Origin of the sequence: Mycobacterium sp. OTB74, assembly GCF_029892685.1 — a bacterium.
Taxonomy (GTDB): domain Bacteria; phylum Actinomycetota; class Actinomycetes; order Mycobacteriales; family Mycobacteriaceae; genus Mycobacterium.
The window spans coordinates 166,894-183,318 of sequence record NZ_JARXVD010000007.1 but is presented as its reverse complement, the minus strand read 5'-3'; the positions used below and the strand labels follow the sequence as shown (position 1 = coordinate 183,318).

Sequence of the window (16,425 nt, the reverse complement as noted above, 5' to 3'; positions counted from 1 at the left end):
AGCAATTGCTCACCGACTAGCAGGACGCAGTCGCGCCGCGGCTGCCTAGAAAGGAACACCACAACCCATGGCCCCCAAGAAAAAGGTCACCGGGCTGATCAAGTTGCAGATCCAGGCCGGGCAGGCCAACCCCGCCCCGCCGGTCGGTCCTGCGCTCGGTCAGCACGGCGTCAACATCATGGAATTCTGCAAGGCGTACAACGCTGCGACCGAATCGCAGCGCGGCAACGTCATCCCCGTGGAGATCACTGTCTACGAGGACCGCAGCTTCACCTTCGCTCTGAAGACCCCGCCCGCCGCCCGGATGCTGCTCAAGGCCGCCGGTGTGCAGAAGGGTTCGGCCGAGCCGCACAAGACCAAGGTCGCCAAGGTGACCTGGGACCAGGTGCGCGAGATCGCCGAGACCAAGAAGGAAGATCTCAACGCCAACGACATCGACGCCGCTGCCAAGATCATCGCCGGCACTGCCCGGTCGATGGGTATCACTGTCGAGTAAGTCCGCCTGACCCTGTGCTGAGGGCGGTAACAGGCGAGTAGCCACCGCCATGAGCGCAAAGTCAACACAAGCAATACGTGGAAGAGCCCGCTTCGGCTCGTTAACCACAACCTCTGAACTGGAGATACTGGAGTTTCAATGAGCAAGAACAGCAAGGCATACCGCGAAGCCGCCGAGAAGGTGGACCGCAACAACCTGTACACCCCGCTCGAGGCCACCAAGCTGGCCAAGGAGACGTCGTCGAAGAAGCAGGACGCAACCGTCGAGGTCGCGATCCGGCTGGGTGTCGATCCTCGTAAGGCAGACCAGATGGTGCGCGGCACCGTCAACCTGCCGCACGGCACCGGTAAAACCGCCCGCGTAGTGGTGTTCGCGGTCGGTGAGAAGGCCGAGGCCGCTGTGGCCGCCGGCGCCGATGCCGTCGGTAGCGATGACCTGATCGAGAAGATCCAGGGTGGTTGGGTCGACTTCGACGCGGCGATCGCGACGCCTGACCAGATGGCCAAGGTCGGCAAGATCGCCCGCGTGCTGGGCCCGCGTGGCCTGATGCCGAACCCGAAGACCGGAACCGTCACCCCGGATGTGGCCAAGGCCGTGTCCGACATCAAGGGCGGCAAGATCAACTTCCGCGTTGACAAGCAGGCCAACCTGCACTTCATCATCGGCAAGGCTTCGTTCGACCAGACCAAGCTGGTGGAGAACTATGGTGCGGCGCTCGACGAGGTGCTGCGCGCCAAGCCGTCGTCGTCGAAGGGTCGTTACCTGAAGAAGGTCACCATCTCGACGACCACCGGCCCGGGCATCCCGGTTGACCCGGCGATCACCCGTAACTTCACCGAAGAGGCGTAGGTCGAAATCGAAGAGGCGTAGGCCGAATCTGACTGAAAAGAACCCCGCACGTTCAGACGTGCGGGGTTCTTTTGTTTTGACGGACGGCACCGATCCGTCGACACCGGCTATTTCGGCACCGGGTAATAGGGTCAGAGGATGATCGTGCGAACGCTGGCTCTGACGCTGGGCGCCCTGTGGGCGATCACCGACTTCGGTACCGCGTCGGCCGCGCCGCCGCCGGTGTCGCCGCAAGCGCAGGCCGCCGGTCTGGTCGACGTGCGGACCGTGGTGCCTGACGCTGTCATCGATCTGCGTTATGCGACGCCCAACAACTTCGTCGGGGTCGCGTTGTATCCGGCTGATGCCCGCTGCTTGGTGCACCAATCGATGGTGTCGGGGTTGGCCAAGGCTGCCGACAAGTTGCGCGCTCACGGCGAGCGGCTGGTGTTCTGGGACTGCTACCGACCGCACGAGGTGCAGGTGCGGATGTTCCAGGCGGTGCCCAATCCCAACTGGGTGGCCAAACCCACCGAGTTTGCCCGCAGCCACGAGGCCGGCAGGTCGGTCGACGTCACCATCGCCGGTGCCGACATGGGAACCGACTTCGATGACTTCAGCCCGCGTGCATTGGCCTATGCCACAGAGGGTGTCACCGCGCAGCAGCAGGCCAACCGGGCCCGGCTACGGGACGCCATGGTGGCGGGCGGGCTAACCCCGTATTCGGGGGAGTGGTGGCATTTCGACGGACCGGGCGCCAAGGAGCCGCGTCCGGTCCTCGATGTACCGGTCAGCTGACCCTGGTGGACACGAGGTGTGTCCACCACAGGCAGCGGGGTATTAGCTCAGGCTGCGGCTGGCTTGGCGTAGGTGACCAGGCTGACGTCGAGGATTTCGTCCAGGAAGTAGTACTGGCAACCGGTCAGGTAACGCATGTACCGGTCGTAGTTCACCTCGCCGGAGATTTCGATGGCCTTGTCCTTGTTGTGCTCCAGGTTGGCCGCCCACACCCCGAGGGTCTTGATGTAGTGGTTGCGCAGCGACGTCACGTCTGGGACGCCGAAGCCGGCCGTCTCGCCGTGGTCCACCATCATCTGCGTGGTGGGCAGCCGGCCGCCGGGGAAGATATCGGTGGCCATGAACTTGATGAACCGCGCCAATTCGAACGTGAGTTTCTTGCCCCGCGCTGCCATGTCCATGGGGTGGTAGCTGACGCTGCTCTGGATGGTCATGCGGCCGTCAGCGGGCAGGATGTCGTAGCAGTTCTTGAAGAAGTCGTCGTAGCGCTCGAAGCCGAAGTGTTCGAACGCCTCGATCGACACGATCCGGTCCACTGGCTCGTGGAATTCCTCCCAGCCGTGCAGCAGCACGCGATGCGACCGGTCGGATTCCAAGCCGTCCAGCAGTTGGGTGCAGAACGCCTGCTGGTTCTTGCTCAAGGTGAGGCCGATGACGTTGACGTCGTACTTCTCCATGGCCCGCTGCATGGTGAGGCCCCAGCCGCAGCCGATCTCGAGCAGCGTCATCCCGGGCCTCAGATCAAGGCTTTCGAGATGCTGGTCGACGTTGGCAATCTGGGCGGTCTCCATCGAGACGAACGGGCCGGTGAAGTACGCGCAGCTGTACTTACGAGTGGCGTCCTGGAACAGCCCGAAGAAATCATCCGACAGGTCGTAATGAGCCTGGATGTCCTCGAAATGCGGTCGCATATCTTTGGTGTTCGCTGTGTTTTCAGACATATCCGTACCCGCTAGGCCTTCCCTATGGCGACCGCGACGGTCATCACTAGCACTTAATTCTGCCCGCACACTACCTGGCCGGGCGCTGAAGACACGCGGCCCCCACAGGCAATTTGCAGTGGACCCGCGTGGTAATCCCATTGGGACCGACCACGCGTAGGTTAGCGCGCTTCGTCGAGAAGCTAACCAGAAGTTGGATGATTACTGAACTTCGGCGAATGTGGTTGCCAGTTCGGCGGCGATGCCGTCCCACAACGGCTCGGGCAGATCGTGGCCCATGCCGTCAAATAACACCAACCGAGCCCGGCGAATGGCACTGGCTATGGCGCGGCCACCGGTCGGGCGCATCAGTTTGTCGGCGCGCCCATGGATGACAACGGTCGGCACGGTGATCAGCCGGTCATATTTCCGCAGGCTGCCGCTGCCCAGGATGGCGCCGAAATGCCGGGCGACGCCGATGGGGTAGTAGGACCGCTCATAGCTTTCGGCGGCGTCGGCTTCGGCCTGTTCGGTCGGCGTCGGGTATCCCGGGCTACCGATGATCTCGCCCACCCGCACCGCATTGGCGATGATGCCCTCGCGGGAGGTGTCCTGGGGACGGGTGGTGATCGCCTTGAGTTGTTTGGGCCCCGGCGGCGGCAGCAGCGCGCGGTTATTGCTGGAGAAGACGACCCCGAGTGTCTTGGTGCGCTGCTGGTAGCGCGCCGCGAAGACCTGCGCGATCATGCCGCCCATCGAGCCGCCGACGATGTGTGCCTGGTCGATATTGAGGTGATCGAGCAGCGCCGCGGCGTCATCGGCCATGTTTTCCAGTGTGTATACCGCCTGGCTGGGCAGCCCGAAGAACGAGCGCACCATCCGCGGCAGCAAGGGCGACGACGCGTGCCGGCCATCCAGCTTGGTGGACAGTCCGACGTCGCGGTTGTCGAACCGGATGACTCGGTAGCCCTTGCTGACCAGCCTGTCGCAGAACCCCTTGCGCCACAGCAGAAGTTGTGCGCCGAGTCCCATGATCAGCAGCACTGAGGGGTCGTCAGGGTTGCCCATGTCCTCGTAGGCGATATCCAGATCACCGGATTTCGCGAAGCCGGTGCGCACCACCGGTTCGGTTTCACGTTCGGGTTGCATGCCTTCTCGTTGTCTCTTGTGCTCAGTTGGCCGGATCGGGGATCGGCTGATCTTCGCCGGTGTCCTTGTGTTCCCGGCTGATGTCGACCATGAAGTTGGCGAAGTAGCCGGTCAACTGCGGGTCGTTCATCATCTGCCACTTGGGTGCCAGCAGCTTCATGTACCGCTCGACGTATAGGAACTGCTTGCCGATCAGCACCAGTTCGCGGGGCAGCTTGACGTCATAGGCCTCGGCCAGGGCTGACAACTGCCGGCCGATATCGGCGTACGACATGTCGCCGAGGGATGTCATGGTCAGCGGTGTGGCGAACGCTTCCAGGTCCTTAGCGGCCTGGCCTTCGGGCTTGACGGTACCGACCGCACCCATCAGCACGACGATCTTGCCCGCGGCTGCGTGGTCCTTGGTGACCAGCAGCGCGTAGATCAGCTCGCGGAGCAGCCAGCGGGTGCGCGGGTCGATCCGTCCCATGATGCCGAAGTCGAAGAACACGATCTTGCCGTTCTCATCGACGTTCAGATTGCCGGCGTGCAGGTCGCCGTGGAACAGGCCGTGACGCAGGCCGCCCTCGAACAGGCTGAATAGCAGTGCCTTGACCAGCTCTTCGCCGTTGAAGCCGGCCTTGCGGATGGCGGGGGCGTCATCGATGCGGATGCCCTGGATGCGTTCCATGGTCAGCACCCGCTCGCTGGTCAGGTCCCAGTACACCTGTGGGACCCGGATGCCCTGGCCCAACGGCGAGGCGTGCATGTGTGCAACCCAGGCGTCCATTGACTGCGCCTCAAGCCGGAAGTCCAGCTCCTCGGCGAGGTTGTCGGCGAAGTCGGCAACCACATCCTGGGCGGAGAGCCGCTGACCCAGCTTGGCCAGTTCGGCCACCTGCGCGCCGCGTTTGAGAATCTGTAGATCGGCCGCCACTCGCTGGCGGATGCCCGGCCGCTGGATCTTGACTACGACCTCTTCGCCGCTGTGCAGCGTTGCGTAGTGCACCTGGGCGATCGAGGCAGAGGCGAACGGTTCGTCGTCGAAAGTCTGGAACAAGTCGGACGGGTTGCCGCCGAGTTCTTCGCGCAACAGTTGGTGCACTTCGGCCTTGTCGGCGGGCGGGACCCGGTCCAGCAGGCTGCGGAACTCGCGGGACATGGGTTCACCGAAGGCTCCGGGGCTGGACGCGATGATCTGTCCGAATTTGACGTAGGTGGGGCCCAGGTCTGCGAAGGCCTGCGGCATCTGCTTGAGAACCTTCTGCTGCAGCGAACCGCCGCCGAAGATGTTCGTCACCACGCGCAGTCCGGTGCGGGTGAGCTGCCAACCGGTGGCGCCGATGCGTGCCGCCTCAACCGGCAACGGCACGCGATCCAGCCGGGCACCTTCGCGGTGGGGAGGTTTCCGCGGAGTACTCATCAATGCAGTGTCTCAAAACCGTGGGTACCGCCAAAAATGTGTGTCTGCCGTCACATGTGTCGCTATGCGATCTCATACCGGAGCGAAGTCGTGTTCGATCTCTGCGCGGCTGCGGATCGGGTCGCTGCCGAGCACGTATTCGGGCTCGGTGTGCGGTGCCAGGTCGTCGACTACGCGCTGACTGTCATCCGCCGCTGAAGCCGACGAAATGGCTGCTCCGGGGTCGCGGCGAGCCAACATTTCGTCGACCTCGTCGCCGACCTACGACGCGGCGGGCCGCCAGCGCTTGATCCACTCGTTCTCCGGCCAGTGCTCGGCCGCGGCCATCAGCTCGTACATGGTTGCGCCGTCGATCGATTCGCGAATGATGTCGGCGTGCCCGGCATGTCGGGACAACTCCTCGACCAGGTGCATGGCCACCCAGCGCACGGACCAGTGATCGACGTCAGCCGGGAACCACGGCACCTCGTGGGGAACCGGAACCGGGAGGTCCAGATCGGCTTCGGCGAATGCGTCCAGCGTGGCGGCGTTCTGCACCCGCAGCGCCGCCAACAGAGTTTCGAGGCTTTCGTCGTCACGCATCACGTGCTGGTCGGCGTGCTCGGCGATGATCTCGGCCATCGGGCGGGAGTCGGGAGCGGGGAAGTCCGGCGCCGCGGTCACGCGGGCCGTCCAGCCTCGTTGAACCCCAGTGACGTGCTTGATCAGGCCGCCGATCGACAGCGCGCTGACCGAGGGTGTGCGGCGGGCCTGCGTATCGGCGAGTCCGTACGCCACGGCATAGAACGAGTCCTGTTGGTAGGCCAGGAAATTGAGTAGCGATTGGCGCTCGTTGGTGGCGGGCAGCGGTAGTCCGGGCATGGTCAGTTCTCCTTCGGTTTGGTGTGGACGTACAGGTCACGGATGCAGGCAATCTCGGCTCCGTGGTGGATCACTTCGCGGTTGATGTGCAAGACCAGGGTGGCCATCGACAGGTCGGCGTAGGGGCCTTCGGCCGGTCCGCACGGTCGCGCCAGCGCGGCGGCGTCCAATCCCCGGACCCCAACAATCCAGTCCGCGTAGGCATCATCGAGCTGCCGCAACGCGGTGTCGGCGTCAGTGGCGGATGGCCAGGATTGGTAGTCGGCCGGCGGGCCGCCGAAGTGTGAATGGTTGCGCATGGCCAGTACCCCGACGATGACGTGTGCCAACCGCCAGGCGATGGTGGTGAACGGCTCGGGAGCTGGTGGGGGATAAGCGAAGTCGATCGATCCGTCCGGGTGGACGGTCCAGCAGTTGGGTACCGGCTGCCAGAAGTACTCGTCATCGGTGAGTCCGTTGAGCCGTGGTCGTAGTTGATGTTGCCAATGCCATTCGAGTTGGTCGCCCAGTTCGGTGGTCATGGGAGAAGCCTTTCATCGATTTAGGACAGTTTGTGTCCTAAGGGTGCGGAACAATAGTTGGCATGTCCGAAACCGCGAGCCGGGTGCTGCAACTGCTGGGACTTCTGCAGTCGCGGCGGGTCTGGACAGGCGCAGAATTGGCGCAGCGACTGGGCGTCACCGACCGCAGCGTGCGTCGGGACATCGAGCGGTTGCGTGCCCTTGGCTACCCGGTGCACGCCAGCAAGGGGAGCGACGGCGGCTATCAACTGGGCGCGGGGGCCGCGCTGCCGCCGCTACTGCTTGACCCGGACGAGGCTGTGGCGATGGCGGTGTGTCTGCGCCTCGCAGCCGGAGGCAGCGTCGCGGGCGTTGGGGAGTCCGCACTGCGTGCGTTGTCCAAGCTCGACCAGGTGATGCCGGCACGCCTGCGGGCGCAGGTGGCCGCGGTGCACGGCGCGACCGTGACCCTGCAGCCGGCCGGCAGGCCCGACGAGATCGTTTCGCCTGACGTGCTGATGACATTGGCGCGGGCCTGTCGCGACCACGAGCACGTCGGCCTCGGTTACACCGACCGGTCTGGCAATGTCACCCGCCGTCGCATCGAGCCGTACCAGCTGGTCACTACTGGTCGCCGCTGGTACCTGATGGCCTTCGACCGAGACCGGCGGGACTGGCGCACCCTGCGCCTGGACCGGATGGCCGAGGTGGTTGCGACCGGCGGCAGGTTCGTCCCGCGCGATGCACCCGATGCAGCGGAGTATGTGCGACGGGCCATCTCGGCTCTGCCGTACCGGCACGTCGCGCGGGTACGTTTCCACGCTTCGGAAAGTGTTGTCGCCCAGTCATTTTCCTCAGCAGCGGTGCACGTCGAAGCTGACGGGCCGGACCGGTGCATCGTCACGACTGGGGCCGATGATCCGGAGCGGCTGGTGCTGTGGCTGGCGATGGCGGGCCCGCGCTTCGAGGTGCTCGAACCCGTCGAGGTGCAGGTCGCATTACGTTCGGTTGCCCAACGACTCGGCGGCGCAATGCCGCCCGACTAGCTGTGCCGCGTCGTAGGGTGCAGGAGTGTCGAAGGGACGATCCCTGCAGATAACGGCGGTGGTTGCCACCGAATTGTTCGTCGGGCCGGTCGATCAGCCGGTCCAGATCGTCCGAGTCGACTACACCGGCTGTACCGAACCGACGCAGCTGCGCGTCCGCGGCGACGGCCTGACCGGCCAGGCGGAGGCCGGGCCGGGCAATGGCAGCGTCGAAATTCCCGTAACCGTCACCGACCCGGTGCCTGGCCAGGTCCGGGCGGCGCAGCTGCAGGTGGGCGGGGCCCAGGTGCCGTTCGACTTCGCCGTCGCAGAGCCGGGCTGGACCATGTACATGGTCAGCCACTTCCATTACGACCCGGTGTGGTGGAACACCCAGGCTGCCTACACCAGTGTCTGGACCGAGAATCCGCCAGGCCGGTGCCGGCAGACCAACGGCTTCGACCTGGTCACCGCGCACCTCGAAATGGCAAGGCGGGAACCGGAATACAAATTCGTATTGGCCGAGGTCGACTACCTCAAGCCATACTGGGACACCCATCCCGAACAACGCGCGTCGCTGCGGGAGCTGCTCGATCAGGGGCGGCTCGAGATCATGGGCGGGACCTACAACGAGCCCAACACCAACCTGACCAGCCCGGAGACCGCCATCCGGAACTTTGTGCACGGCATCGGTTTCCAGCGTGACATCATGGGTGCTGATCCGGAAACGGCATGGCAGTTGGACGTGTTCGGCCATGATCCGCAGTTCCCCGGAATGGCTTCGGATGTGGGCCTGACGTCCAGCTCATGGGCCCGCGGGCCGCACCACCAGTGGGGGCCCATGCACCGCGACGGCGACCCCGAACGCATGCAGTTCGCCAGCGAATTCGATTGGATCGCACCGTCTGGCCGTGGCCTGCTCACCCACTACATGCCCGCGCACTATTCGGCTGGTTGGTGGATGGACTCGGCAGCATCGCTGGCCGACGCAGAAGCCGAGACGTACAAGCTGTTCACGCAGCTGAAAAAGGTTGCGCTGACCCGCAATGTGTTGCTTCCGGTGGGCACTGACTACACCCCGCCGAACAAGTGGGTCACCGAAATTCATCGGGACTGGGCCAGCCGCTACACCTGGCCGCGCTTCGTCTGCGCACTGCCGCGGGAGTTCTTCGCCGCAGTGCGGGATGAACTCGACCGCACCGGTGCGTCCCCGTCGCCGCAGACCCGGGACATGAATCCCATCTACACCGGCAAGGACGTGTCGTACATCGACACCAAGCAAGCCAACCGCGCGGCGGAAAACGCGGTGCTGGAAGCTGAGCGATTCGCCGTGTTCGCCGGATTGCTCACCGGCGCAACGTATCCGCAGGCCACCTTGGCCAAGGCCTGGGTGCAGCTGGCTTACGGTGCCCACCACGACGCCATCACCGGATCCGAATCCGACCAGGTCTACCTGGATCTGCTGACCGGGTGGCGGGAGGCCTGGGAACTCGGGCGCACCGCGCGAGACAATGCACTTGCGCTGTTGTCGCGGGCGGTGGACGGCGACGTGGTGGTGTGGAATCCCTTGGCGCACAACCGGACCGATGTGGTCACCGTGTACCTGGACCAGCCATTGCAGGGTGCAGTGCACGATTCCGGCGGGACTCCGGTCCCGGTGCTCAGCGAGCACGGTGGTCGCACCGTCAGCTGGCTGGCACAGGACGTACCGCCGCTGGGTTGGCGGGCCTACCGAATTGACGGTGAGGCAGTCGCCGACACCTGGCGGCCAGTGCCGGGCAACGTGATTGCCACCGAAACCCACTGCTGCACCGTCGACCCGGCTCGTGGAGGCGCAGTGTCTTCGCTGCGCCGAGGCGGTGTCGAGCTGATCGTCGAGGGACAGGTGGGCAACGAACTAGCCGTCTATGACGAGTATTCAGCGCACCCCACCGAGAACGAGGGGCCGTGGCACCTGCTGCCCAAGGGGCCGGTGGTGGGCTCAGCCGACCAGCCCGCCCAATCGGTGCATGCATACCGCAGTGCGCTCGGTGAACGCATCGTAGTTACTGGGCGTATCGGCGAGGTACTGAGCTACACCCAGACCATCACGTTGTGGCACGGCGTCGACCGCGTGGACTGCCGCACCGTCGTCGACGAATTCACCGGTTCTGACCATCTACTACGGTTGCGCTGGCCCTGCCCGATCCCGGGCGCCATGCCGATCAGTGAGGTCGGCGACGCGGTGATCGGCAGGGGATTCGGGCTTCTGCACCAAGGCCATTCACACACCGCCGTCGATACCGCCCATCATCCGTACACCCTGGACAACCCGGCCTACGGGTGGTTCGGGCTGTCGTCGGCGGTGCAGGTGCACGTGCGTGACGCACACGGCGAGGGGGTGCGCGCCATCTCGGTTGCCGAAGTGGTGGCACCCGATGGGAGCGCGAGCACTCGTGATCTGATGGTCGCGCTGGTCCGGGCCGGAGTCACCGCCACCAGCAGTACCGCAGACCACCCACGGTACGGCGACCTTGCCGTCGACTCGAACTTGCCCGACGCGCGCATCGCGCTCGGTGGACCTGATGAGAACCCTTTCACTGCAGCAGTATTGGATGCCGCAGGCCGTGCCTACCGGGCTGATGTGCTGCGTCAATTGGAAGCCGGGCAGGCCCGGGTGTGGGTACCTGCCGACGCCGATCTGATCCAGCGTTGGGTGCCCGGTGCCGACCTGCGTGCGGTGCGCGCTCTGCCGGTGTTGATCGTGGCCGGGCTCGAGGCGGTTGCCGATCTGATCGACGATCTTGCCGACGCGCGGATCGCCGTAGTGCAGGATGCGCCCGCTGAGGTGGGTCCGTTCGAATCCCGTACCGTCGCCGTATTCAATAGTGGCATACCGGGTTTCGCAGTCGAGCCCGACGGTGTGCTGCATACCTCGCTCATGCGGTCATGCACCGGATGGCCGTCGGGCACCTGGATCGACCCGCCTCGTCGGACCGCGCCGGACGGGTCGAATTTCCAGCTGCAGCACTGGACCCACACCTTCGACTACGCCGTCGCAGCCGGCGACGGGGACTGGCGGGCGTCATCCATGCCCGGCCGCAGTGCAGAGTTCGGCCATCCGCTGATCGGGGTGCACACCGACCATCCGGCGGTGGCCGGCGGACTGCCCTGCATCGGCTCGCTTTTGGGTGTCGAACCGGCGACCGAGGTGAGCCTCGGTGCGTTGAAAGCGACCGGCAACCCGATCGCCGCGGGCAGCCGCGCCCCGGTAGACCCGCGGGCGGGGATCACCTTGCGGCTGGTGCAGACCTCGGGCAGGCCGACAGATGTCCGCATCACGTCGGGTATTCGCCACCTGGACGAGCCCGAACGACTGGACCTGCTGGAGCGCCCGTCGGCCACCGACGACGGTCTGACGCTGCACGGTTACGAGATCGCGACGGTGCGGGCCCGGCTCGACCTACCGCACGTGCTCAACGGCGACCACACCACGCTGGCGCCCGATGCCGAAGTGGCACAACCGGTCTACGCCAGGTATTGGCTGCACAACCGGGGGCCCGCGCCGCTCGGCGGGCTGCCTGCGGTGGCCTACCTGCATCCACAGAATCTGGTCGGTGAGGCGGGGTCACAGATCAAGCTTCGACTCACCGCGGCCAGCGACTGCACTGACCTCGCCCTGAACGGCCGGATCAGGGTGCTCGGCCCGGACGGCTGGTCGGTCGTCCCCGACGAACTGCCCTTCATGTTGCCGCCGGGCAGCTACTTGGAGACCGAGGTTCAGCTGGAGATTCCGGCCGGGACACCGGCGGGCCGGTATCCGGTGCGCGGTGAACTGGCCATCACGGGCGGGGCGCGACACGGTCAGGTTCCGGCCTCGTGGCGGCAGATGGTCGAGGACGTCTGCGTGGTGACCGTGGGTGACCCTGCGCCTGGCACTGCTCAACTGCTCAAGCTGGTTGCCGAGCCGGAACCCGTCGAGGTCGCGGCGGGGGACAGTGCCTTCCTCAGCGTCACCGTCGGCACCGAGGCCGGGGCTGATCTGAGCATCGAAGCGCACCTGTTGAGTCCATGGGGTACGTGGGAATGGTTGGGGCCCAGAGTCATTGGCGCCGAGCTTCCGGCCCGCGGCACTGTGGCGCTGGACTTCGATGTGGCGCCACCGCCGTGGACGGCACCGGGTCGGTGGTGGGCGTTGATCCGGATCGCGGGCGCCGGCAGCCTGATCTATACCCAGGCTGTATCGGTGACCGTCCGATGAGCACGCCGCTCGCAGCCACCGTCGGTGGCCGGCCGGTGCGGGTCAGTGCGATCGATGAGCGTGAATCCCGTTTGCGGTCAAGCGGATTGGCGGACGCATTGCCCAGGATTGGCACCAGTGAGGGGCGGCAATTGCGGCGCTGGCTGACTCAGCTGGTGGTGACCGATGTTGTGGTGCAACACGAATCGGAGGCCTTGGGAGTAGCCGCGGGTGATGCACCGGACGAAACCGAACTGCTGCCGGACATGGCTGCGCGGTTGGAGATCGGCAGCGTCGCCGCCGCAGCGCTCGAGCAGCCGCTGGCTCGAGCGCTGTTCGTCAGAGTCACCGACGCCGTTCAGGTCGGTGACGACGCCATCGTCGAATACCACCAGCGCAACCCGATGCGCTTCGCTCGTCCGGTGCCCGGGCCGGACGGCTGGCTGGTCGCGCCGACGGTCCCGCCGACACTGGGTGCGGTGTGGTCGGAGATCGCCGCGGAACTACTGGGCTCGGCCCGTCGCCAAGCCTTCCGCAGGTGGCTGGATGCCAGACGCGCCGATCTGGTGCATCTGGAGCCGGGTTACGAACACCCGGGAGACCCGCGCCAACCCGACCACGTACACCGCCATTGACCACCCAAGGTATCGAAATGTCTGAATTGACAATGGCTCTCGATATCGGCGGGACCAAGATCGCTGCGGCGTTGGTCGATGCCGACGGCACCATTGTGCGTCGTGCCCAGCAGCCGACTCCGCACGTTGACCCCGAAGCGATCTGGTCGACGGTCGACGCGTTGATCGGCGAGGTGTGCGACGCCCCAGGCGGGCCAGGTGGACCACCCGACGGGGTGGGGATCGGCTCGGCCGGACCGGTCGACGTGGTGGCCGGCACCGTCAGCCCGATCAACATCACCGCCTGGCAACGGTTTCCGATCGTCCAGCGGGTAGCCGAGCGCACCGGGCTGCCGGTCCGGCTGGGCGGCGACGTGCTGTGCCTGGCGATGGGGGAGTCATGGCTCGGCGCCGGGCGTGGGGCCCAGTTCATGCTCGGGATGGTGGTGTCCACCGGTATCGGCGGCGGCTTGGTGCTCGATGGCGTCCCGTATGACGGCCGCACCGGGAATGCCGGGCACGTCGGCCACATCGTCGTCGAACCCGACGGCCACTTGTGCACCTGCGGCGGTCACGGCTGCGTCGAGACCGTGGCCTCCGGGCCACATCTCGCGCGGTGGGCACACGAACACGGATGGGACGCGCCACCGGACGCTGATGCCAAGGCGCTGGCCGAGGCTGCTGGATGCGGTGACGCGGTGGCCTTGCAGGCATTCGGGCGTGGTGCCGAGGCCCTCGCGATGGCGATCGCGTCGGCGGCCGCGGTGTGCGACCTGGACCTTGTGGTCATCGGTGGCGGGGTGGCCAAGGCCGGCCCGGCGTTGTTCACCCCGCTGCGAGAGCGGCTGGCCCACTACGCTGGTCTGAGCTTCATCCGCGAATTGCGCGTGGAGCCCGCTCAGCTTGGCGGCGACGCCGGACTGGTCGGCGCTGCCGCCTTGTTCCGGTCCGGATCTGCCCTCGCCTGAATCGCCGTTTTGGCTGATCGGCGCCGCATCGGCTACTCTGGTCCAGTTCCACCGAAGACCGTCGGTCACCGAGCAATCGGTTGAAGGTCCGGAAACATCTGTTGTTCTTCGCGCAAGCGGTTCATCAGATGCCCGGCGGCCCACGCAGGAGGACGAGGTTACGTATTGCGGACCAGCTCCGTATTTCTGCGCGCCCCGGCCTGTCTGCGTCGGGGCGCTTGTCGTTTCCGGGTCGGATTCCGAACCGAATCCCCGGCAGTCTCCAGTGGGCAAACGAACACACCACAAGGAGGCATGCATGGCCAAGGCTGACAAAGCCACTGCGGTCGCTGACATTGCCGAACAGTTCAGGGCCTCGACGGCCACCGTCGTGACCGAATACCGCGGTCTGACGGTTGCCAATCTCGCCGAGCTGCGTCGCTCCCTTGGTGCTTCGACGACCTACACGGTCGCCAAGAACACCCTGGTCAAGCGCGCCGCCTCGGAGGCTGGGATCGAAGGCCTCGACGACCTGTTCGCAGGTCCGACCGCTATCGCGTTCATCACCGGCGAGCCGGTCGATGCCGCGAAGGCAATCAAGAAGTTCGCGAAGGATCACAAGCAGCTCGTGATCAAGGGCGGCTACATGGACGGCGCCGCGCTGTCCGTGGCGCAGGTCGAGAAGATCGCCGACCTCGAGTCGCGCGAGGTGCTGCTGTCCAAGCTGGCCGGCGCACTGAAGGCGAAGCAGTCTCAGGCCGCGGCGCTGTTCGTTGCGCCCGCGTCCCAGGTCGCTCGCCTGGCAGCTGCTCTGCAGGAAAAGAAGGCCTCAGAAAACTGAGCCGCCGGCTTCAAACACCAAACAAGACCAAACAAACCAAGAAATAAGGAAGGACCATTCACATGGCCAAGCTGTCCACCGAAGAATTGCTCGACGCGTTCAAGGAAATGACCCTGCTGGAGCTCTCGGAGTTCGTGAAGCAGTTCGAGGAGACCTTCGACGTCACTGCTGCTGCTCCGGTCGCCGTTGCCGCCGCTGGTGGCGCTGCTGCTCCCGCCGAGGCTGCTGAAGAGCAGTCCGAGTTCGACGTCATCCTCGAGGGTGCCGGCGACAAGAAGATCGGCGTCATCAAGGTCGTCCGCGAGATCGTTTCCGGCCTGGGTCTGAAGGAAGCCAAGGACCTGGTCGACGGCGCCCCGAAGCCGGTGCTGGAGAAGGTCAACAAGGAGGCCGCCGAGGACGCCAAGGCCAAGCTCGAGGCTGCCGGCGCATCGGTCACCGTCAAGTAAGTTCTGCAGAACTGCACGCAAGTCCCCCGGAGTCCACTCGGACAATGGGGGATTTGCCGTTTTCGGGCTATCTCAACAGCTCCTGAGCTGCACTTTTCGGGGCTGCGTAGCCGCTTGGTCACCGTTCGTTCGCATAGTGGGAACAATGTGCATCGGGACGCAGCAGATGCGCTACAGTGACTCAAGCCACAGGTAGGGCAGTAGATGGCGCGCGAGCGCTGGCGAAAGGTAGTGCATATGGGCGTCCAAATCGACGTGACGGGACTGAGCAAGTCGTTCGGGTCGTCGAAGATCTGGGAAGACGTCACGTTGACTATCCCGGCCGGCGAGGTCAGCGTCATGCTGGGCCCGTCCGGTACCGGTAAGTCGGTGTTCCTGAAGTCGCTGATCGGCCTGCTGCGTCCCGAGCGCGGTTCCATCGTCATTGACGGCACCAACATCATCGAGTGCTCGGCCAAGGAGCTCTACGAGATCCGCACCCTGTTCGGTGTGCTGTTCCAGGACGGCGCGCTGTTCGGCTCGATGAACATCTACGACAACACGGCCTTCCCGCTGCGCGAGCACACCAAGAAGTCCGAGAGCGACATCCGCAAGATCGTGATGGAGAAGCTCGACATCGTGGGTATGCCCAATGACGGGCACAAGTTCCCCGGTGAGATTTCCGGTGGTATGCGCAAGCGTGCCGGTCTGGCCCGCGCCCTGGTGCTCGACCCGCAGATCATCCTGGTCGACGAGCCGGACTCGGGTCTGGACCCGGTGCGTACCGCCTACCTGTCGCAGCTGCTGATCGACATCAACGCGCAGATCGACGCCACGATCCTGATCGTTACCCACAACATCAACGTGGTGCGTACCGTGCCGGACAACATCGGCATGCTCTACCGCAAGCACCTGGTCATGTTCGGCCCGCGTGAGGTGCTGCTGACCAGCGAGGAGCCGGCGGTCAAGCAGTTCCTCAACGGTCGTCGTATCGGCCCCATCGGGATGTCCGAGGAGAAGGACGCGGCCACTGCCGCGGCCGAGGCTGCGGCGCTGGATGCCGGTCATGGTGATGGTGGTGTCGAGGAGGTCGAAGGCGTGCCGCCGCAGATCGCGGTGACCCCGGGCATGCCGGTGCGCCAGGCGGTCGCTCGTCGTCAGGCTCGCGTCCGTTCCATCCTGCACACCCTCCCGCCGGCCGCGCAGGCCGCCATCATGGAGGACCTGAACAACAACCCGGCCGGCAGCCCCACCGATGCGCCGACCGCTCACGTTGCACGCCCGAGCGATGACGAGGTGACCTCGACCATCGAGGTTCCGCACAAAGTCTGAGCTATGGCAAACCAATTGCGCCTGGACCGATACGCTCGGCCCGGGCGTTTTTGGTCTTTTGGGTA

The 16,425-nt window shown here is 65.3% G+C and carries 16 protein-coding genes; 10 read left to right on the top strand and 6 right to left on the bottom strand.

All coding sequences use genetic code 11. The features are described from left to right. The first annotated feature begins 67 nt into the window (after window positions 1-67). The 3 genes from rplK to M2432_RS12365 all read left to right on the top strand — a co-directional run bounded on the left by rplK (window position 68) and on the right by M2432_RS12365 (window position 2,122). Window positions 68-496: a 50S ribosomal protein L11 gene (gene rplK, locus M2432_RS12375; RefSeq protein ID WP_280827101.1), complete on the top strand. Its 429-nt coding sequence runs from the start codon at window positions 68-70 to the stop codon at window positions 494-496. Between the two features lie 138 nt (window positions 497-634). After that, a complete protein-coding gene (gene rplA / locus M2432_RS12370) occupies window positions 635-1,345 on the top strand; it encodes a 50S ribosomal protein L1 (protein WP_280827100.1) in 711 nt (236 codons plus the stop codon). 138 nt (window positions 1,346-1,483) lie between these two features. Further along, window positions 1,484-2,122, top strand: a complete 639-nt coding sequence (locus M2432_RS12365; protein WP_280827099.1) for a M15 family metallopeptidase — start codon at window positions 1,484-1,486, stop codon at window positions 2,120-2,122. Window positions 2,123-2,169: 47 nt separating this feature from the next. Here the strand turns inward: M2432_RS12365 and M2432_RS12360 are convergent, their stop codons facing one another. The 6 genes from M2432_RS12360 to M2432_RS12335 form a co-directional block, all read right to left on the bottom strand. Next, entirely contained in the window at window positions 2,170-3,063 is an 894-nt protein-coding gene (locus M2432_RS12360) for a cyclopropane mycolic acid synthase family methyltransferase (RefSeq protein WP_280827098.1), read from the bottom strand. A 201-nt stretch (window positions 3,064-3,264) separates the two neighbouring features. Beyond that, entirely contained in the window at window positions 3,265-4,191 is a 927-nt protein-coding gene (locus M2432_RS12355) for an alpha/beta hydrolase (protein ID WP_280827097.1), read from the bottom strand. A 22-nt stretch (window positions 4,192-4,213) separates the two neighbouring features. Then, complete coding sequence (locus M2432_RS12350) at window positions 4,214-5,593, bottom strand: AarF/ABC1/UbiB kinase family protein (RefSeq protein WP_280827096.1); 1,380 nt, start codon at window positions 5,591-5,593, stop codon at window positions 4,214-4,216. A 72-nt stretch (window positions 5,594-5,665) separates the two neighbouring features. Next, the gene (locus M2432_RS12345; protein WP_280827094.1) at window positions 5,666-5,833 is read right to left on the bottom strand and encodes a hypothetical protein; all 168 of its coding nucleotides are present in this window, start codon (window positions 5,831-5,833) and stop codon (window positions 5,666-5,668) included. Between the two features lie 21 nt (window positions 5,834-5,854). Then, on the bottom strand, window positions 5,855-6,454 hold the full coding sequence (locus M2432_RS12340) for a DinB family protein (protein WP_280827093.1): 600 nt from the start codon (window positions 6,452-6,454) through the stop codon (window positions 5,855-5,857). A gap of 2 nt (window positions 6,455-6,456) precedes the next feature. Next, window positions 6,457-6,975: a DinB family protein gene (locus M2432_RS12335; protein ID WP_280827092.1), complete on the bottom strand. Its 519-nt coding sequence runs from the start codon at window positions 6,973-6,975 to the stop codon at window positions 6,457-6,459. 62 nt (window positions 6,976-7,037) lie between these two features. Here M2432_RS12335 and M2432_RS12330 point away from each other — a divergent pair, with 62 nt between their 5' ends. From M2432_RS12330 to M2432_RS12300, 7 genes are all read left to right on the top strand, one after another. After that, the gene (locus M2432_RS12330; RefSeq protein ID WP_280827090.1) at window positions 7,038-8,000 is read left to right on the top strand and encodes a YafY family protein; all 963 of its coding nucleotides are present in this window, start codon (window positions 7,038-7,040) and stop codon (window positions 7,998-8,000) included. A 43-nt stretch (window positions 8,001-8,043) separates the two neighbouring features. Further along, on the top strand, window positions 8,044-12,219 hold the full coding sequence (locus M2432_RS12325) for an NEW3 domain-containing protein (RefSeq protein WP_280827144.1): 4,176 nt from the start codon (window positions 8,044-8,046) through the stop codon (window positions 12,217-12,219). After that, window positions 12,216-12,833: a malonyl CoA-ACP transacylase gene (locus tag M2432_RS12320; protein ID WP_280827089.1), complete on the top strand. Its 618-nt coding sequence runs from the start codon at window positions 12,216-12,218 to the stop codon at window positions 12,831-12,833. The genes M2432_RS12325 and M2432_RS12320 overlap by 4 nt, the downstream gene beginning before the upstream one ends. Window positions 12,834-12,850: 17 nt before the next feature. Next, window positions 12,851-13,780 (top strand): ROK family protein, encoded by a 930-nt coding sequence (locus M2432_RS12315; protein ID WP_280827088.1) that lies wholly within the window; start codon window positions 12,851-12,853, stop codon window positions 13,778-13,780. Window positions 13,781-14,078: 298 nt separating this feature from the next. Beyond that, a complete protein-coding gene (gene rplJ, locus M2432_RS12310; RefSeq protein ID WP_280827087.1) occupies window positions 14,079-14,600 on the top strand; it encodes a 50S ribosomal protein L10 in 522 nt (173 codons plus the stop codon). 62 nt (window positions 14,601-14,662) lie between these two features. Further along, window positions 14,663-15,049 (top strand): 50S ribosomal protein L7/L12, encoded by a 387-nt coding sequence (gene rplL / locus M2432_RS12305; protein ID WP_280827085.1) that lies wholly within the window; start codon window positions 14,663-14,665, stop codon window positions 15,047-15,049. 237 nt (window positions 15,050-15,286) lie between these two features. Further along, window positions 15,287-16,360, top strand: a complete 1,074-nt coding sequence (locus M2432_RS12300; protein WP_280827084.1) for an ATP-binding cassette domain-containing protein — start codon at window positions 15,287-15,289, stop codon at window positions 16,358-16,360. The last annotated feature ends 65 nt before the right edge of the window (window positions 16,361-16,425 follow it).